The organism is Chloroflexota bacterium, assembly GCA_018825785.1.
GTDB lineage: Bacteria > Chloroflexota > Dehalococcoidia > JACVQG01 > JAHKAY01 > JAHKAY01.
The window spans coordinates 1-17,236 of the sequence record JAHKAY010000039.1; the positions used below are offsets into that span (position 1 = coordinate 1).

Consider the following 17,236-nt stretch of genomic DNA (forward strand, 5'->3'; position numbering starts at 1 on the left):
TAGTGCTTGCTTGCGGAAATCAGCGAAACGAGATTCTTCGCTATGCTCAGAATGACACACCTATGTTGTCACCCTGAGCGAAGCGAAGGGTCTCTGCTCACTTTTGTGACAGGAACTATTGCAACTAAGCACCAGGCATAAAAAGGGGAGGCCCCGCCTCAGGCGGGGCCTCCCTGGTCTCCTTGCCTTTCCTTAGCGAACCCGAAAGGTAGGAGTAGGAGTCTTATCCTTGTTCAGGGCAGCGAGGGCCTGCTCCCAGCCTTGGCGGGAGTTCTCCATAGCCTTCTGGAGAGCCTCTCTTGCCTGGGACGGGGCCTTCTCCATGACCTTGTTCATCATGTCCTCGTGCCTGTCCATGTTCTGCCTGAGCAGGTTCCCCAGCTTCTCCAGGTCCTGGCTCTGCCTGCCTCGCTCCTCGTCATTCCGGGGCCTGATGCTTTTCACCTTGTCCCCAAAGCTATCGAGACGCTCCCGGAGCTGTTCATCCTTCATCATCCCCGACGCCAGGTATTTCTCCACGCCGGGGGTGCGGAGCAGGGCTATGGTGAGGACATCTCCCACCTGCACCTGTGCCGCCAGCCCCGCAGGTAGCTCCACAGTGAAGGTCTCCTCGCCCTTCTTGAGGGTGATGACATTGCCGTCCACCGCGGTCACCGTGGCCGAAACTTGAAGCCGCACCGGTTTAGCGGGCTTGGCCGGGATTACCAGCACCCTCTTGGCCAGGGAATCCTGCGCCAGCACTGCCACGCGGTCCCCGACATTGACATCGGCCAGGGTCGCATCCCTCTTGGGCGGGTCCCAGTACTGGGTATCAGCATCCAGGGTCAGCACCACTTCTCCCTGTTTTGTGTCCAGGGTGAGGGAGAGGGTGGGGGGAGTATCGTCCTTGGCCTTCACCGTGCCGAAGTAGCCGTGGCGGACGGCCAAAGAGGGTTCCCCTTTCCCCCTGACCTCAATCTCGTAGGCCTCGTTGCTGGTGGCATTGTATTCAGCCTTGGCCCACTGCCCCACCTTGAGGTCGGCAAACTCCGCCGGCTCTTTGCCCCAGACCTCCAGCTCCGTCATGGCGGTTACCGTGAGGACTACCGCGTCCCCTGTCTTGGGCTTGATGGTCACTTTCTTTGGGGTTGCAGTCGCGTCCAGGGCGGTGATTTCCCCCTGGACCTTGGCCGCCTCAACCTCTATTTCCAGGGCATTCAGGCTGGCGGTCTCATACTTGGCCTTGACCCGGTCCCCCGCCAGGAGGTCGGCAATGGTTGCCTCATCCTTGCCCGGGACCTCAATCTCGGTGCTGGCGGTGACATTCAGGACTATCGCCGCCGCATCACCGTCTGGGTCAATGGTCACCGTACTTCCGGCTATAAGTGTGATGGCCCCCACGACCTGTGTGATGGCCGGGGTGGGGGTAGGGGTCTGGGCCATGATTCCCCCACCCGCCCCCAGCACCAGGAGCGCTGCCAGGACTAGAGCGATGTTCAACTTTCTCATCTTTCCCTCCTTTCACCTTTTGGTGCATATTAAAACGCAGGTCAGGCCCTGAGGTTACCCCTGAGGGGCGTAAATAACGGTGAGCACCTGGCTGGCCTGTCCCCCCCGGTAGTCGGTGGCGATGACCTCCAGAAGGTTGGGCCCCTCTACCAGGCTTACCAGGGCGCTGAAGTTGCCCTCCATATCTACGGTCCTGACAATCTTCCCGTCCACCGAGACGACGGCGTCAGGGCTGGTCCTGCCCAACACCCGCAGGACGGCATCCTTCACCACCACCTCATCGGGGGGCGCTGTGACCACCAGGGATAGCGCAGGCACTGAGGCTGTCACCCCCGGGGCAGCAGAGGTTGGGGTGCGGGTGGGAGCAACCGGGGCCCGCCCTTGCCCACAGGCCGCCAACACCAGAAGCACCAATAGCACCAGCAAAAAGCCTACCTTACGCATTAGCCCTCCCTTTTTCCCTTTTCAAACAATATAACGCACTGGTAGCCCAAAAGGACAGGGAGAAGAAAGTACCTGGCCCCCAGACTTTTTGGGGATGGTATAGAAATGGTATAGAATATGAGTAGATGCTGGTGAAAGAGGCCCTGAAGGAGGTCCCCCTTTCCGCAGCCCTGCCGGGCTCCCGGGTGCGTTGCCATGTATGCCCCTGGCGCTGCAACCTGGCCCCGGGCAAGGTGGGCGTCTGCAGCGTAAGGCGGAACATCGACGGCAAGCTCTTCGCCCTGAACTACGGCCTGGTCTCCTCAGCGGCTGTGGACCCTATAGAGAAGAAGCCCCTCTTCCACTTCTTCCCCGGTACCTCCGTCTTTTCCCTGGGCACCTTTGGCTGCAACTTCCACTGCCTCCATTGCCAGAACTGGGAGATCGCCTGCTGTAAGCTGGAGGAGTTGGGGAGGGAGGCCCAGCTCGTTTCGCCCGATAGGGCCATAGAGCTCACGCTGCAGTACCACTGCGGTGGCATCGCCTGGACCTACAATGAGCCCACTATCTGGTTTGAATATACCCTGGACTCCGCCCGGCTGGCCAGGCGGAGGGGCCTCTACACCGTCTATGTGACCAACGGCTATATCACCCCCGAGGCCCTGGACATGCTCGGGCCTTATCTTGACGCCTTCCGGGTGGATGTGAAGGGCTTCACCGATAAGACCTACCGCTATCTTGCCAAGGTCACCCGCTGGCGGGAGGTCCTGGAGGCGGCGGTAAGGGCCAAGGCGAAGTGGGGGATGCATGTGGAAGTGGTGACCAATGTCATCCCCACCCTCAACGATGATGAGGCCCAGCTCACCGCCCTGGCCACCTGGATAAGAGACAGCCTGGGGGAGCTCACCCCCTGGCATATCACCCGCTTCTATCCCAGCCACCAGCTCCACCAACTCCCCGCCACCCCCATCCCCACGCTGGAGATGGCCTACAAGATAGGGAGAAGCGTGGGCCTCAAGTTCGTCTACCTGGGAAATGTCCCCGGCCACCCCACGGAAAGCACCATCTGCTATTCCTGCGGCAAAGTCCTCGTCGAGCGCTCAGGCTACCGGGCCCGCATCCTGGGCTTGACAGGCTCCCGCTGCCCCCACTGTGGGGCGGAGATATATATGAGGTTAAAAGGGGGCCAGGCCCCGGCCACCGGATAGGGAGGGGGATGGAGGAGAAGGTCAGCCCCGGGGAGGTGAGGGAATCTCCCATCGCTGGTAGCTGGTATCCGGGAAAGAAGGAACAGCTTACAGCCCAGATAGAGCGTTTTCTGGCCGGGGTGACCCCGCAGGAATTGCCCGGGGAACTGGTGGGCCTCATCTCCCCGCATGCCGGCTATGCCTATTCCGGACAGGTGGCCGCCTGGGCCTACAGGCAACTAGTCGGGAGAAGCTACGATACCGTAGCTGTGGTCTCTCCCAGCCATGCCCCCTATGGCGGCAGGGTCCTGGTGACCAGGCTCCGCTACTACCGTACCCCCCTGGGCCTGGTAGAGGTGGCCCATGACCTGCTGGCAGGGCTGGCCAGAGAAGCCCCTGTGAGCCTTATCGGCCAGGATGAGGAGCACTCTCTGGAGGTCCAGTTGCCCTTTCTCCAGCACACCCTGGGCGGCTTCCGCCTGGTCCCTGTGATGCTGGAGGACCAGAGCTATACCACCGCTGCCCTGGTGGCCCAGGCCCTGGCCCGGGTCCTGGAAGGGAAGAGGGCCCTCCTGGTGGCCAGCACCGACCTCTCTCACTTCCATCCCTATGAGCGGGCCGTAGCCCTGGACCGCCAAGCCCTGGAAGCCATAGGCCGCTTTGACCCCGAGGGCTTTGACCGCGACATCAACAAAGGGCTGTTTGAGGCCTGCGGCTACGGTGCGGTGGTGGCTGTGCTCCTGGCGGCCAGGGCCCGCGGCGCCAACAGGGTGGCCCTGCTGAAATATGCCAACTCTGGCGATGTAACCGGCGACCGGCATAGTGTGGTCGGCTATGCCTCCCTTGCCCTCACCACGGGCTAGGAGGGCTCGTGGCGGGGCTTCATCCCATAGTCAAGCTGGCCAGGGAAGCCGTGGAGACCTATATCCAGGAGGGAAAGGCCCTCCAGCCCAAAGACCTCACTCCGGAGATGAAGGGCCGGGCGGGGGTCTTCGTCTCCATCAAGAAGTCCGGGGAGCTGAGGGGGTGCATCGGCACGTTCTCGCCCACCAGGAAGAACATTGCGGAGGAGGTCGTCCACAACGCCATCTCCTCTGCCACCCAGGACCCCCGCTTCTTCCCGGTGGCCGGGGAGGAGCTACCCCATCTGGAATACAGCGTGGACATCCTCACCTCCCCCGAACCCGTGGCCGGGCCGGAGGAGCTCGACCCCCGGTGCTATGGGTGCATCGTGGAGTGCGGCCGGCGGCGGGGGCTTCTTCTTCCCGACCTGGAGGGGGTGGATACGGTGGAGGAGCAGATTGCTATCTGCTGCCGCAAGGCCGGCATTGGCCCCAAGGAGCCGGTAAAGCTCTACCGCTTCCAGGTCAAGAGATACAGGTGACTTCCCCCTGATTTATTTTTGTTCCCCCATCTGGTAAAATCAGGGCAGAAGTTCTCGAATAATCCAGGGAGGTGCAATGGCAGGGACATCGGGCAAGGCTTCCCAGAAGAAGAAGCACAATAAAGGCAAGGGCCGGCGGCACAGCCGCTGGAGCCGGATGATGCGCAAAAGGATGAGGATTCGGGGCAAGCTCTAACCGAGCCCTTTTGGGGTTGTGCTAATTGAAGAACAGCTCAGGTCCCTCCCTGCCAGTCCGGGGGTCTATCTCTTCAAGGACGCCGGGGGCGGTGTTCTCTATGTAGGCAAGGCAGCCTACCTCCGGGACCGGGTGAGGTCTTACTTCGCCCCCTCCGCTGGGCTTCCTATCAAGACCCAGCGCCTCGTGGAGAGGGTAGCGGACATTGACTTCATGGTCACTGATTCCGAGCAGGAGGCGCTCCTGCTTGAGTGCAACCTCATCAAGAAATACCGCCCCCGCTACAACGTCCGCCTTAAGGATGACAAGGACTACCCCTACCTGAAGATTGACCTGCAGGAGCCCTTCGCCCGCATCTATATCACGCGGCGCTGGGAGCAGGACGGCGCCAGCTATTTTGGCCCCTTTGCCTCGGCGGGGTCGGTGCGCCAGACCCTCCAGGTCCTGAAGAAGCTCTTCCCCTTCCGCAACTGCAAGCGGAAAATCGACGGCCGGGACAAAAGGGCCTGTATTGAGTATGACATCCACCGCTGTTGGGGGCCATGCATCGGCGCGGTGGGCCGGGCCGAATACGACCGGGTGTTGCACCGGGTCATCCTCTTCCTGGAAGGAAAGGACGACCAGATAAAGCGACAGCTCCGCCAGGAGATGGGAAAGGCCGCCGAAGGTCTGGAGTTTGAGCGGGCAGCGGTCCTCCGGGACCAGCTCCAGGCGGTGGAGAGGGTAACAGAAAGACAGAAGATATCCTCCACCCTGAGGGGGAACATGGATGTGGTGGCCCTGGCCCGCTTCCGGGACCTGGCCTATGTCCAGGCCTTCTTCATCCGCAACGGCAAGCTCCTGGGCAGGGAACCCTATATGATGGAGGGGGTCCAGGGCGCGGCCGACACCAGCGTTATGACCAGCTTCATCCAGCAGTTCTACGCCTCCTCACCCAACATCCCCCCAATAATCCTCCTCCAGCACCCGGTGGAGGAGCCAGCCCTGCTGGAGAAATGGCTGGAGGGGCGGAGGGGGGGCCCGGTGGCCCTCCAGAGGCCCAGGAGGGGGGAGAAGAAGGGGCTGGTGGACATGGTGGCAGAGAATGCCCGCCAGGGGCTGGAGCAGTACCGCATCAAGCAACTGGCCGCCCCGGATGCCCTGGGCACCGCCCTGGCCGAGCTGAAGGAAGCCCTCCACCTTCCCCACCTCCCTCTCAGGATTGAGTGCTACGATATTTCCAATATCCAGGGGGCCTGGGCAGTGGGGAGCATGGTGGTCTTTGAGGGGGGTATGGCCCGGCCCCCCCGCTACCGCCGCTTCCGCATCCGCACGGTGGCCGGGGCCGATGATTACGCCATGCTAAAGGAGGTCCTCCGCCGCCGCTTCAGGAGGGCCGGGGAGCAAAATGATACCCCCTGGGGCCTCCTCCCCGACCTCCTCCTGGTGGACGGGGGCAGGGGCCAGCTAAGTGCCGCCCTGGAGGTCCTGAAGGAAAAAGGCCTCCCCCTCCCCGCCGCCGCCATCGCCAAGGAAAAAGAGGATATATATTTACCCGATTCCCCGGAGCCCCTCTCCCTCCCCCGGACCAGCCCCGCCCTGTATCTTCTCCAGAGGATAAGGGACGAGGCTCACCGCTTTGCCCTCAGCTACCATGTCAAGCTGAGGAAGAGGGCCGCGGTCCAGTCAGCCCTGGACTCCGTCCCCGGCATCGGCCCCAAAAGGAAGAAAGCCCTCCTGCGCCATTTCGGCTCCCTCTCAGGGATAAGGCAAGCCCCTGTGGAGGACCTGGCCCGGGTCCCCGGCATGACCCGAAAGCTGGCCGAGAAGATAAAGGAATATGTATAAGTCCATGAAGGCAGTGGTGCTAAGCTGCCCTGGCCAACAGGCGAGGGGGTGCTACTCTATTTTCACCAGGAAGGCGTCAACCCGCCCTGAGGACCGCTGCCCCGGCAGAGAGCCCCAGGTCTGGCCCGCCACATAGACGGCCCCCGCCCCGTCCACTGCCACATTCGAGGCCTGGTCGGTCATGAAGGAGCCGAACTGGTGTGCCCACAGCTCTCTGCCCCGGCCGTCAAACTTCGCGATGAAAGCGTCCTCCAGCCCCGCAGCCCCCTGCCCCGGCAGGGCGCCCTTTATCGAGCCTGCCGCATAGGCATTCCCCACCCCGTCCACCGCCACGCTCAGGGCCTCGTCGCCCTCGGGGGTGCCAAACTGGCGGGTCCATACCTCACTCCCCCGGCCATCGTATTTCCTCAGAAAAGCATCCCGCTTCCCTGAAGACCGCTGTTTCGGCAGGACGCCCTCCGTCCAGCCCGCTCCATAGACGTTCCCCGCGCCGTCCACGGCCAGACCCAACACCCGTTCATCGACAGTGGAGCCGAACTGGCGGGTCCACAAGCCCTTCCCCTGGCCATTATACTTCACCAGGAAGGCATCCTCCTGTCCTGAGGACTTCTGTCCCGGAAGAGCGCCCCATGTCCCCCCTGCCCCGTAGACGTTCCCCGCCCCGTCCACTGCCAGGTCCATCACCCACTCATCCGCGGGGGAGCCAAACTGGCGGGTCCATAACTCCTTCCCCGCGCTATCGAACTTCATAAGGAAGGCGTCAATCTGCCCCGAAGAGAGCTGCCCCGGCAGAGCCCCATCAGTCCGGCCTCCAACATAGATGTTCCCCTCTCCGTCCACCGCTACGCCCAAAATCCAGTCCTGCCCCGGAGAGCCGAACTGGCGGGTCCACACCTCTCTCCCAGAGCCATCATACTTGGTCAGGAAGGCGTCAACTCGTGGCGAAGGCCGCTGGGCCGGGGGAGCATCGTCCGTCCAGCCCGCCAGATAGACATTCCCCATCCCGTCAACCAGCGCCCTACGGGTGAAGGCATTCTTGGGGGGGCCCACCTGAGGGGGCCGGAATTTGCTGGCCCCCGCCTCCTTCCCCTGGGCATCATACTTCGCAAGGAAAGCCCCAACCTCCTCTGAAGGCGGCACGCCTATAGAAAGCCCCGTAGTGCCAGCTACATGGACGTTCCCATTCCCATCTGCGGTCAGACTGTAAGCCCAGTCATCATCAGGGGAGCCGAACTGGCGGGTCCAGCCTCCCGAGGGAGGAGGCGCAGGGGTGGGCGCAGGCCCGGACAGTGAACAGGCATCTAGCCCAATAACGCCTAGAACGAAAAGTGTCAGGACACTTCTGGATATTGCTCTGAGCCTTTCCAGGGAGGTCTCCGTCATATCTCGCCCATCATTCTATACTCCCGATAGCGGGCTTTCAACCCTGTCTGCCTGTTGGGCCACTCAGGGCCAGGTCTTAATCCTGCTCCGACGGTTTTCTGTAGGGAACTAGTTGATGACGGGCTCGAGGCTGGCCCAGTGGGCGGAGAGCTCGGCCAGGCCCTTTTCCCCCAGGGCGGCCTGGGCCAGGGGTAGAAGGGCAGTACTTTCCTTGTCTATATGCCCCTGGAGGAGCTTGATGAGGGAGCCTGCCACCCGGTCCACCTCCGGGGCCAGGGTCCTGTCCTGAGAAAGCCTGGAAGCCAGCCCCCTGAGCTCCTCCACCCCACACCTCATCTCCCGGTGCTCCTGGAGCATGTTGGCGATGGGCCCCTCTTTGCCTACTTTCTGCTCCAGGAGGGGAAAGAGCCCCTCCTCTTCCCTGCGGAAGTGGGAGGCCAGGTCACCTTCCAGGAAGCCGAGGGCCTTTTCCAGGGTGCGCTGGCCCTGGAGGGAGGTCTCCTGCGCCTGGCTCCCGCCACTGGCGGCGGCCCGCAGGCAAAGAGTCGCCCCCCTCAGCAACCCCAGCTGCCTCTGGGCCTCCTCATGCTCCCGGCGCAGGGCCTCCAGGGGCCCCTTGGCCTCGGTCGCCCTGGGCCGGAGGGCGGCATAGACCTCGGGGCCCACGCACTCCTTGGCGTAGGGGCACCAGTCAATACACGAGGGGCGCTGCTCCCGGAAGACTTTGGTCCCGCAACGGGGGCAGGGGCGCACCAGCTCTTTGGTCCATATCTCCACCTGATACCCGCACTGGGGACAGGGCATCTCTTCAGGGGTGGGTTCCCTGAAATTCCTGCTGCCTGGACAAAAAGACGCCATACTTTCCACCTTCCATTAAGGATAATGCCGCAAGAAAAGGGGAAACATGACTTTTGTCTCTTATCATGTAGCTAGCCTGGCCATGCGGGTCCAACATGTTTGACAGGATAGAGAGGCAACAAATAGAATGGCAAAGACTTTGGCTGTAAAGGCGGTGGTCTCGTGGAGTGGGGGCAAGGACGGCTGCTACGCCTGCTACCTGGCCCCCTCCCTGGGCTATCAGGTCTCTTTTCTCCTCACCATGGTCTCCCAGCAGTTCCAGCGCAGCGGCGGCCACGGGATAGAGGCCCAGCTCATGCGCCGGCAGGCCGAGGCCACCGGCATCAGGATGCTCCAGCAGGACTACGCCGGGGATAACTACGAGGAGATGTTCAAGTCGGCCCTGAGACAACTCAAACAGGAGGGTGTCCAGGCCCTGGTCACCGGGGATATATACCTCCAGGAGCACCGGGACTGGGTGGAGAGGGTGGCGGGAGAGGCGGGCCTCGAGGCCGTCCTACCCCTGTGGGGGATGAAGCCCGGGGAGGTGACCCGGGGCTTTATCGGGGCGGGCTTTGAGGCCCTGGTGGTGGCCCTCCAGGCAGACCAGCTGGGGGAGGAGTGGCTGGGGCGGCGCGTGGATGCCGACTTCCTCGCCGACCTCCTTTCCCTGGGACAGGTGCACCCGGAGGGCGAGAGGGGGGAGTACCACACCTTTGTCCTCGATGGCCCCCTCTTCAAGAAAAGGGTAGAGGTCCAGGAGACAGGCCGGGTCTTGCGGGACGGCCGCTGGTTCCTGGACATCCCGCGCTATGAGCTACGCGAAAAGGGGATAAACTAGAGGCTTAGCTCGGCCACCAGAAGGTCCATAGCCAGTTCCCCTGGGAGTTTCCCCGTCTTTATGGCCAGGTCTGTCTCCAGGACCTTATAGTAGGCCCCTTCCAGCCTGGGGCGGGGGAAGCGGGCCTGAGCCAGGGCCTTCTCCAGGGGGTAGCCGGAGAGGCCCAGCCTCTCCCCCAGCTCCTTACCTCTGACGCCCTGCGCCAGCAATTCCCGGGCCAGCAGGGCCTGGCGGAGCTGGCGGGTTACCGCGGCCAGGAGCTGGGCCGGGACCTGGCCCTCCTGGAGGAGCTCATGGAGCAGACGCCCCACCCCCCTGCTCCTGCCTTCCAGGAGGCCGTCGGCCAGCTCGTAGGCCCGCACCTCCCTGACGGGGCTGGACAGCTGCCGCACCTCGTCTTCGGTGATGGGCTTTCCCTGGCAGAAGAGCAGGAGCTTTTCTATCTCCTGGGAGAGGGCCCAGAGGTCATCCCCCACCACCCTGGCCAGGAGTTCCACCGCCCCGGGGGCGATGGCCCCGCCACCCCAGGCCACCCTCTCCCCTATCCAGCGCCGGAGCCGGTCCCCCCTCAGGGCAGGGAAAGCCCGGACCTGAGCTTTCCCCTTTAGAGCCAGGAAGAGAGGATTGGCGTCGGTGAGGGGCCTGTTTTCTATCAGGACCAACTCCGTGGTGGGGGGGAGGGCCTCCAGGGCCCGGAGGAAACGGCTGGGGTCCTCCGCCTTCCTGTCCCTCCGCGGCTCAAAGCGTTCCAGGAGCCCCTTCACCAGGACCAGGCGTTTGGGGGCCAGGAAGGGAGCTGTCTGACAGGCCAGGTGAAGCTCCCCAGGGTTCACCCTGTCCCCCTCAAAAGAGGTGGTATTGGCCTCCAGGAACTCCCCCAGAGCCTTCTTTATCTCCTCCAGGGCTCCCTGCCGGGAGAAGCTGTCGGGGCCATGAAAGACGTGAAACACCTTAACATTTTACCACTTACCACAGGGCCCGATAGCCTCAGGCACCAGGTAGAATCCCGTCTTCAGGTCAGAAGTCTATTTACTTCCCTTCTTTTCTTTCCCCTGGCCCTTCGCCTCGTGGATAAAGCCGATGGAAAAGAGGCGCCTCTTGTAGGAGAGGGGGAACTCCATGACATGGGCCTGGAACCGGGAGCCGCCCTTCCTTACCCCTACGAACTCCAGGTTCCTGGGAACCCGGGCCGTCCTGATATACCGCCAGTAGCCATCGGACACGGATTCCTGGCTCTCCGGGGCCACGAAGCTGTCCAGGAAGAAAGAAATTATGTGACAAGAAGTCTCACTACCAACCGAACGGGTTGCCCTCTTTCCGGTATATTTGTATTATTTGCGTGATGGAAGTTGGCATCATCGGCCTCCCACAGAGCGGGAAATCGTCCCTTTTCCAGGCCCTCACCGGGCTCAAAGAGGGGGCCCCAGGGACCACCTTCCGGATGGGGGTGGCCCGGGTCCCTGACCCCCGGCTGAAAAAGCTGGAGGAGATCCTCCGGCCCAAGAAGGCCGTCCCCGCCGAGGTGAAGTATATTGATGTCCTCCTGCCACCCAAGGGCCTGGCGGGGGCCCTGCCCGCCATCCAGCGGGCTGATGCGCTGGTCCTGGTGATAAGGGCCTTTAAGAACGACGCCGTCCCTCACCCCCAGATAAACCTGGACCCCCGGCGGGACCTGGAGGCCCTCTCCCTGGAGCTCGCCTTCTCTGATATTGCCATCCTGGAGCACCGCCTGGAGAAGCTGGCCCTCCAGTTGAAGGCGGCCCCCTCCCTGGAGAGGGAGACCATCCACCGCGAGCAGTCCTTCCTCCTGGGGGTCAAGGCCGCCCTGGAAAAGGAGACCCCCGTGAGGGAGCAGGCCCTCCCCGAGGAAGGGGCCCGCGCCCTGGAGAGCTTCGCCCTCTTCACCGCCAAGCCCTGGCTGCTGGTGCTGAATATCGGGGAGGAGGACATCCCCCGCACCCAAGCCCTGGAGGAGGAGTGGCGGGCCCGCTACCCAAAGCTGGGCATGGTGGCCCTCTGCGCCCGGCTGGAAAAGGAGCTCTCGGAGCTCCCCGAGGCAGAGGCCAGGGAGTTCAGGGCCAGCCTGGGCCTGAAGGAGTCCGCCCCCGACCGGCTCATCCGCCTCTCCTATGAGCTCCTGGGCCTTATCTCCTTCTTCACCGTGGTCTCCGGGGAAATGAGGGCCTGGACCGTGCGCCGGGGGACACCCGCGCTGAAGGCGGCGGGGAAGGTCCATACGGATATTGAGCGGGGCTTCATCCGGGCCGAGGTCATCGGCTATGAGAACTTCCTCCTGGCGGGTAGCCTGGCCGAGGCCCGCAGGAAAGGCCTCCTGCGCCTGGAGGGCAAGACCTACCCTGTCCAGGACGGCGATATAGTAACTTTCCTGTTCAATATCTAGTTGTTGGAGGCCCCGTCCCTTATCCAGGCTTCTATCATCAGGACCTCCCGCGGGGCGGGATAGCCACTGTGGCGCAGAAAGAAAAGGCAGCGCGGGATGGTCCTCAGGTCAAACCCGGGCTAGTCTTCCCGGTCCTCTATGCCCTCCTGGATATCCAGCCGGGTCCTGAATTTCTGGGCACCCCGCGCCCATTCCTCTGTCTCTCCGAATGCCTCCCGCACCAGAAGGGTGATGCGGGAGGGAGAAACATCCCCCGGCTCGGAGGACAGCCTTCGCAGCACCTTCTCCACCACCAGGTCCCTACGGGTGCCCTGAACGGGGTCACCAACCGTCCCCAGAATCTTGAGGGCCTCCGCCTCCACTCTGCCCCTCATCCAGGGGGGTAATTCCCTTGCCATTTATCCGCCTTTCACCAGGGCCACAAGACACATCCCTGCCTTCCGGGGAAATGCTGACCCATCCGGGGGCCTTTGTCAAGGGGAGGATACCTGGCTGGAAATAGTCCATAATATGTCCCGGGGAAGGAGGTCTGGAGTGGGCCTGATGGACTATGTCAGGGCCCTGGAGAACAGGGATAACCCGGCCCGCCGCCGGCGGGTGCTGGCTACCCTCAGAGAGCTGGGCATAGAGCCGGTGGTCCGGGAGTCCCGCCTCCTGAGGGTGTGCAACATTGTGGTTGACCTCCCTCCCGGCCCAAGGGCAAGACGTCTGCTCTTCTCAGCCCACTATGATGCGGTGCGGGGAAGTCCCGGGGCCAATGATAATGCCTCAGGGGTGGCAGTCCTGCTTGGGCTGTGCCATAAGCTCAAAGATGGGAGGTTCCCCATTCGGGCCGTGTTCTTTGACCGGGAGGAGGCCTGGCTCCGCACCCCTCTTCTCCGGGCGGGGCTTCTCGGTTCCTTCCACTATGTCTGGAAGAACGGCCTGAGGGATGTGGCTGCTGTCTACAACCTGGAATTCTGCGGGATGGGGGATTACCTAGGTGTCTGGCCCATCCGGCCAAAGGAAATGCGTCTCCGGGCATTCCAGGAAGTGGGGAAGGCGGCGGCCAGGCTGGCCCTGCCCATGAGGGCAGCCCATATACCCTGGTTCATCCTGAGCAGCGACCACCTCCCATTCAGGCTCAGGGGCCTGCCCGATGCCCTCACCCTCTCCCTCCTGCCCAGCAGCCAGGCCCCGCTGCCGGAAAAATGGCTGGCGGACCTCCCCCGGCTGCTATTTCGTCAGCGGCAGCTGTGGCCGGAGCCCCTGTCCTCCATCCACACAGCCAGGGATATCTCATCCCGCCTGAGCGAAGGGTCCCTGGAACTGATGCTCACCTTGCTCTTGGAGTTATCGCAGGGCTGGGGGTTCAGCCCAGGAGAAGCCTGCCCTGGCGCAGGGCCAGGACCACGGCATGAGCCCGGTCCCGGGCCCCCAGCTTCCTCATAATCCCCGTGAGGTGGTTCTTGACAGTGTGTTCGGTCAGCCCGAAGTGGCAGGCAATCTCCTTGTTGGAATAGCCTTCTGCCACCATCTGCAGGACCTCCACTTCCCTGGGACTGAGGCCGGAGCCCCTGGGGGGATGGGCTTCTACAGGAGGGGCGGAGGTTGACGAAGGGCCGACCAGGACCATCCTAACCCCGTCCACCAGTTCCCTGTAGGCCTGGTCCAGCTCCTGTTTCCTCTCCAGGTGGCGCTGGAGGAGGGCAGTGAGGTCCACCACCTTCTGGTGGGAATCCTTGAGGGAGGAACGGGCCCTTTTCAGGTCAACCCGGAACTGGCGGTCCTCGCGATATAGCTGGCGCAGTTCCCGGGCATAGACCAGTGCCTGGGACAGTCTTCCTTTGAACTCGTAACTGACCCCGGTTGACATCATTACACCTCTCTCCGGCCCACCAGGCGGAGGGCGTCTATTACCTGCTGTATATGAAAGGGCTTGCGGATAACGGTGAGAGGCCATACCTGGCTCCTGTCCAGAAGGGCCAGGTCCTCGGCATAGCCGGTAACGATGACCACCACAGTCTGCGGGGAGAGCTTCTTCATTTCCATCATAGCCTCCAGACCCCCAATCCGTGGCATACGGATATCCAGGAAGGCCAGGGCAAAGCCGCCATCCCCGGCCACGGCCGCCACCGCCCCCTCCCCATCCTCCACCGCCACCACCTCATAACCCTCCCCGGTGATGATATCATTCAGGAGCTCCCTCAACCCGGGGTCGTCATCGGCCACAAGGACCCTCTTTCTCCCCACCGGGGAAACGACAAAGGTCCCCTTCCCCTGTTTTCTGACGATGTACCCCTTATCCACCAGAGCATCCAGGGCCTGCCTTACCGTCATCAGGGCTACCCCGAACTCCAACGCCAGCCCCGCCCCACCAGGAAGGCGGGACCCCGGCGGATATATCCCCTCCTTTATCCGCCTCAAAATCTCCCCCCTTACTTTCAGATATAAAGGTAACATAGCTAGTGGTCTAGACCACTAGACTAGCACAAAGGGGGTGAGGCTGTCAAGGGGGGTTAAGGCAGTGCCAGCAAGATGTTATTGACAGTGGCGGCGAGGGAGAAGAGCGAGTAATAGAAGAGGAGGACAATGCTGCTGAAGCGCCCCAGGCCCAGCCTGTTTTCCCGGGCGGAAACCCGGTTTATCGCCATGGTCAGGGCTATGTAGATGCCTATCTTCAGGATGTCCCACAATGCGAGGCCGCCGAACCCTCCCAGTTGGATGGCAAGGCGAGCCAGGGCATTCGCCTCAAAAATGGGGTGGGGACTGAACTTCAGGGCATAGACGGTGCTGGTGTAGTCCAGGGCGGTGGAGCCCAGGACCACAAACCACAGGAGCCAGAGGCCCCGGGGCCACATAAGCCAGGAGAAACGGAGGAGGTTGTCGTCCCAGGTCTGCTTCTTGGCGACACGCTCCGGAAGCTCCCCCCTCAGGGGCCTGGTGTCTCCAGTCTCAGACATAGTCTGCTGGATTCTACTCCCCTTTTCCCGCTTTTGCCACCACCCTGCGGGGGCGCAGAGCAGGGCAGAAGCCAGGAGCCAGGAGGTGGCATGGCCAGGGTAGACGGTCGGGAAGGCCCTCCCTCATCAATGTGAGGATAGACCCCACCGCCGTTAGGCCCGTAACCAGCCCCACCGCCATTACGGGCTGGGAGAGGCCCTTGACTACTGCGCTTTTTTGATATAAATAGGTATTAGGAAAAGAGCAGAAGTCTCTGGCGTAGGAGGTAAAGGATGGAGAATGAGGCCCAGGCACAGGCAGAGCCCCAGCCCCTGACCCAGGCGGAGAAGGAGGCCCGAGCCCAGGCGGCAAAGGAGGCCCTGGCCCAGGCGGAGATGGCCTACAAGGAAGCCAAGACCCAAGCGGAGAAGGTCCGCAGGGAAGCCAGGTCCCAGGCAGAGGACGTCTACAAGGATGCCGTACACCGGGCCGTGTACTCCCAGGAAGAGGCCATCCGCAACTCGGAAAGGGCCCGGGCACAGACCAAAACCCAAGTTGAGAACAGCTACTATGAGGCCATGGACCTGACCGAAAGGACCTATAGGGATGCCAAGGCCCAGGCCGAGAATGCCCACAGCGAGGCCCTGGCACAGGCGGAGAAGGCCTACAAGGAGGCCAAGGCACAGGCAGAGAAGGCCCGCCAGGAGGCCAAGGCCCAGGCGCAGAAGGCCCAAGAGGAGGCCAAGGGCCAAATGGGTGCTGAAAAAGCCACGCACAAGGGGCCTCAAGGCCAGGGCAAGACTCATTGAGATACAATCCAGATTAGGCTGTAAACGCTCTACCCCCTTGTCCGGCCCCAAGTGAGCCCATCACAGGGGGCGGATAGCTCGCGTAAACCGCCACTCCCCAGAAGGGTCAGGCCCTACCCAGGCAAAGAAAGGGCTAAAGGAAGGGCTGGGATGAATCTGCATTCCACAGGGCGTAAGCCTAACCGGTTGACAAGGTCGCTGCTTTCAATACCCATCCTGATAATGCTCTTGGTTTCTGGCTTGTCTTGCGTGAGCAAAGGAACATACGAGAAACTTGCCACTGAACGCACTTCCATTCAGAGCCAGCTCACTACTGCCAACGCCAGCCTCGCTTCCATCACAGCCCAGAGGGACAGCCTGAATAACCAGCTCACCGCCACCAACGCCAGCCTCTCATTCATGACCGCAGAGAGGGACAAGCTTAACAGCCAACTCGCCGGGGCCAACACCAGCCTCTCAACTATGACGGCAGATAGGGATAGGCTGAGCAGCCAGCTCACCAGCACCAACGCCAGCCTCGCTTCCATGACTGCCGATAGAGACAAGTTGAGCAGTCAGCTCACTGCGGCCAACGACAGCCTGTCCGCCATGACCGCAGAGAGGGATAAGCTGAGCAGCCAGCTCACCAGCACCAGCGCCAGCCTGGCCTCCATGACTGCAGATAGAGACAGGTTGACCAATCAACTCGCTACAGCCAACGCCAGCCTCGCCGCCGCCACAGCCCAGAGGGACAGTCTGAGCAGTCAGCTCACCAGCACCAACGCCAGCCTCTCAACAGTCACGGGTGAAAGAGACAGGCTGAATTTGCAGGTAGCACAGCTCCAAGGCGATTACCAGAAGCTGTATGACACAATAAGACAATCCAGCCCTAGCCTCAGGAACCCTACCTGGGGAGAGGTCAAGTACTTCCTCGAACAGGACGACACAAACACAAAGGTCTACAATGACGATCAGTTTGACTGCAGCGGGTTTGCCATAACACTTCGGGACCGTGCGTGGAGATACGGCTTCAGGTCTGCTTACGTTGAAATATCCTTTGGGGAGACCACAGGGCATGCCCTGACTGCCTTTCAGACCACTGACAAAGGGCTAGTCTACATTGACGATACGGGAAATGAAGGCGGTACGGGATTTGACTGCATAGGGTATGTGCAGGTGGGCCAGCCTTACGGGGGGATATCTTTGAATGGTGTCAAATCTCAATACATCAATTGCAGTGGAGACCCAGCCAAGTTCTGGGGTGCCTTGACCTACACCACCCATCCCAACTCGTTCAGCTACGACTACTATGTTGATTATCTAAGAAGGGTCCAGTTCCGTAAAGACAGCGTCAACGCGTATGGTAAAGCGGCAGACGAATATAATGCAGGAAGCAGAGTATATTCATATTCGCAGCTCAAGGCTTGGTATGATAACCTTCAAGCCCTGGGACAAGACCTCGGATTGCCTGATTATTACGTATGGGAGGAAGTTGTTGAAAACATTGAGATATACTGGAATTGAAGCGGCTTTATCGGCCAGACTTAGGAGGTTAAGAG

Annotated in this window: 19 protein-coding genes; 9 read left to right on the forward strand and 10 right to left on the reverse strand. The window is 61.9% G+C overall.

All coding sequences use genetic code 11. The annotated features are described in order from the left end of the window. Positions 1-192: 192 nt before the first annotated feature. Both KJ624_06075 and KJ624_06080 read right to left on the reverse strand, forming a co-directional pair. Positions 193-1,488 (reverse strand): hypothetical protein, encoded by a 1,296-nt coding sequence (locus tag KJ624_06075; protein ID MBU2009382.1) that lies wholly within the window; start codon positions 1,486-1,488, stop codon positions 193-195. 54 nt (positions 1,489-1,542) lie between these two features. Continuing rightward, positions 1,543-1,932 carry a hypothetical protein gene (locus tag KJ624_06080; GenBank protein MBU2009383.1) on the reverse strand — a complete coding sequence of 130 codons (390 nt, stop codon included), beginning with the start codon at positions 1,930-1,932 and terminating at the stop codon, positions 1,543-1,545. Positions 1,933-2,057: 125 nt separating this feature from the next. Here KJ624_06080 and amrS point away from each other — a divergent pair, with 125 nt between their 5' ends. From amrS to uvrC, 4 genes are all read left to right on the forward strand, one after another. Next, positions 2,058-3,119 carry an AmmeMemoRadiSam system radical SAM enzyme gene (gene amrS / locus KJ624_06085; protein ID MBU2009384.1) on the forward strand — a complete coding sequence of 354 codons (1,062 nt, stop codon included), beginning with the start codon at positions 2,058-2,060 and terminating at the stop codon, positions 3,117-3,119. A gap of 8 nt (positions 3,120-3,127) precedes the next feature. Then, positions 3,128-3,961 (forward strand): AmmeMemoRadiSam system protein B, encoded by an 834-nt coding sequence (amrB, locus tag KJ624_06090; GenBank protein MBU2009385.1) that lies wholly within the window; start codon positions 3,128-3,130, stop codon positions 3,959-3,961. 8 nt (positions 3,962-3,969) lie between these two features. Further along, on the forward strand, positions 3,970-4,482 hold the full coding sequence (gene amrA / locus KJ624_06095) for an AmmeMemoRadiSam system protein A (protein MBU2009386.1): 513 nt from the start codon (positions 3,970-3,972) through the stop codon (positions 4,480-4,482). Positions 4,483-4,696: 214 nt separating this feature from the next. Further along, positions 4,697-6,505 carry an excinuclease ABC subunit UvrC gene (uvrC, locus tag KJ624_06100; protein MBU2009387.1) on the forward strand — a complete coding sequence of 603 codons (1,809 nt, stop codon included), beginning with the start codon at positions 4,697-4,699 and terminating at the stop codon, positions 6,503-6,505. Positions 6,506-6,556: 51 nt separating this feature from the next. Here the strand turns inward: uvrC and KJ624_06105 are convergent, their stop codons facing one another. Continuing rightward, on the reverse strand, positions 6,557-7,888 hold the full coding sequence (locus tag KJ624_06105; GenBank protein ID MBU2009388.1) for an SBBP repeat-containing protein: 1,332 nt from the start codon (positions 7,886-7,888) through the stop codon (positions 6,557-6,559). 108 nt (positions 7,889-7,996) lie between these two features. Then, positions 7,997-8,746 (reverse strand): hemerythrin domain-containing protein, encoded by a 750-nt coding sequence (locus tag KJ624_06110; GenBank protein ID MBU2009389.1) that lies wholly within the window; start codon positions 8,744-8,746, stop codon positions 7,997-7,999. 127 nt (positions 8,747-8,873) lie between these two features. On the opposite strand from KJ624_06110, the gene KJ624_06115 reads away from it, so the two are divergent. Then, positions 8,874-9,566, forward strand: coding sequence for a diphthine--ammonia ligase (locus tag KJ624_06115; protein ID MBU2009390.1), 693 nt, complete (start codon positions 8,874-8,876; stop codon positions 9,564-9,566). Here the strand turns inward: KJ624_06115 and holA are convergent. Both holA and KJ624_06125 read right to left on the reverse strand, forming a co-directional pair. After that, on the reverse strand, positions 9,563-10,516 hold the full coding sequence (holA, locus tag KJ624_06120; GenBank protein ID MBU2009391.1) for a DNA polymerase III subunit delta: 954 nt from the start codon (positions 10,514-10,516) through the stop codon (positions 9,563-9,565). The two genes, KJ624_06115 and holA, sit on opposite strands and share 4 nt — an antisense overlap. Before the next feature lie 75 nt (positions 10,517-10,591). Beyond that, complete coding sequence (locus KJ624_06125) at positions 10,592-10,813, reverse strand: hypothetical protein (protein MBU2009392.1); 222 nt, start codon at positions 10,811-10,813, stop codon at positions 10,592-10,594. A gap of 95 nt (positions 10,814-10,908) precedes the next feature. On the opposite strand from KJ624_06125, the gene KJ624_06130 reads away from it, so the two are divergent. Continuing rightward, complete coding sequence (locus tag KJ624_06130; protein MBU2009393.1) at positions 10,909-11,967, forward strand: YchF family ATPase; 1,059 nt, start codon at positions 10,909-10,911, stop codon at positions 11,965-11,967. 119 nt (positions 11,968-12,086) lie between these two features. Here KJ624_06130 and KJ624_06135 read toward each other — a convergent pair whose 3' ends face one another. After that, complete coding sequence (locus KJ624_06135; GenBank protein ID MBU2009394.1) at positions 12,087-12,365, reverse strand: hypothetical protein; 279 nt, start codon at positions 12,363-12,365, stop codon at positions 12,087-12,089. A gap of 136 nt (positions 12,366-12,501) precedes the next feature. Between KJ624_06135 and KJ624_06140 the strand changes: the two genes are divergently transcribed. Beyond that, entirely contained in the window at positions 12,502-13,398 is an 897-nt protein-coding gene (locus KJ624_06140) for a Zn-dependent exopeptidase M28 (protein MBU2009395.1), read from the forward strand. Here KJ624_06140 and KJ624_06145 read toward each other — a convergent pair. The 3 genes from KJ624_06145 to KJ624_06155 all read right to left on the reverse strand — a co-directional run bounded on the left by KJ624_06145 (position 13,319) and on the right by KJ624_06155 (position 14,909). Then, complete coding sequence (locus KJ624_06145; protein MBU2009396.1) at positions 13,319-13,909, reverse strand: LuxR C-terminal-related transcriptional regulator; 591 nt, start codon at positions 13,907-13,909, stop codon at positions 13,319-13,321. The two genes, KJ624_06140 and KJ624_06145, sit on opposite strands and share 80 nt — an antisense overlap. Continuing rightward, complete coding sequence (locus tag KJ624_06150; protein ID MBU2009397.1) at positions 13,825-14,373, reverse strand: response regulator; 549 nt, start codon at positions 14,371-14,373, stop codon at positions 13,825-13,827. The genes KJ624_06145 and KJ624_06150 overlap by 85 nt, the downstream gene beginning before the upstream one ends. A 92-nt stretch (positions 14,374-14,465) precedes the next feature. Next, positions 14,466-14,909, reverse strand: a complete 444-nt coding sequence (locus KJ624_06155; protein MBU2009398.1) for a hypothetical protein — start codon at positions 14,907-14,909, stop codon at positions 14,466-14,468. A 273-nt stretch (positions 14,910-15,182) separates the two neighbouring features. Here KJ624_06155 and KJ624_06160 point away from each other — a divergent pair, with 273 nt between their 5' ends. Both KJ624_06160 and KJ624_06165 read left to right on the forward strand, forming a co-directional pair. After that, positions 15,183-15,698 carry a hypothetical protein gene (locus KJ624_06160; GenBank protein MBU2009399.1) on the forward strand — a complete coding sequence of 172 codons (516 nt, stop codon included), beginning with the start codon at positions 15,183-15,185 and terminating at the stop codon, positions 15,696-15,698. A 186-nt stretch (positions 15,699-15,884) separates the two neighbouring features. Beyond that, entirely contained in the window at positions 15,885-17,201 is a 1,317-nt protein-coding gene (locus KJ624_06165; GenBank protein ID MBU2009400.1) for a hypothetical protein, read from the forward strand. Positions 17,202-17,236 lie beyond the last annotated feature (35 nt).

Coding starts and splice junctions, on each gene's coding strand:
- KJ624_06075 (MBU2009382.1), bottom strand. CDS start 1,488: ATGAGAAAGTTGAACATCGCTCTAGTCCTGGCAGCGCTCCTGGTGCTG.
- KJ624_06080 (MBU2009383.1), bottom strand. CDS start 1,932: ATGCGTAAGGTAGGCTTTTTGCTGGTGCTATTGGTGCTTCTGGTGTTG.
- amrS (MBU2009384.1), top strand. CDS start 2,058: ATGCTGGTGAAAGAGGCCCTGAAGGAGGTCCCCCTTTCCGCAGCCCTG.
- amrB (MBU2009385.1), top strand. CDS start 3,128: ATGGAGGAGAAGGTCAGCCCCGGGGAGGTGAGGGAATCTCCCATCGCT.
- KJ624_06105 (MBU2009388.1), bottom strand. CDS start 7,888: ATGACGGAGACCTCCCTGGAAAGGCTCAGAGCAATATCCAGAAGTGTC.
- KJ624_06110 (MBU2009389.1), bottom strand. CDS start 8,746: ATGGCGTCTTTTTGTCCAGGCAGCAGGAATTTCAGGGAACCCACCCCT.
- KJ624_06115 (MBU2009390.1), top strand. CDS start 8,874: ATGGCAAAGACTTTGGCTGTAAAGGCGGTGGTCTCGTGGAGTGGGGGC.
- KJ624_06130 (MBU2009393.1), top strand. CDS start 10,909: ATGGAAGTTGGCATCATCGGCCTCCCACAGAGCGGGAAATCGTCCCTT.
- KJ624_06135 (MBU2009394.1), bottom strand. CDS start 12,365: ATGGCAAGGGAATTACCCCCCTGGATGAGGGGCAGAGTGGAGGCGGAG.
- KJ624_06145 (MBU2009396.1), bottom strand. CDS start 13,909: ATGGCCTCTCACCGTTATCCGCAAGCCCTTTCATATACAGCAGGTAAT.
- KJ624_06155 (MBU2009398.1), bottom strand. CDS start 14,909: ATGTCTGAGACTGGAGACACCAGGCCCCTGAGGGGGGAGCTTCCGGAG.
- KJ624_06160 (MBU2009399.1), top strand. CDS start 15,183: ATGGAGAATGAGGCCCAGGCACAGGCAGAGCCCCAGCCCCTGACCCAG.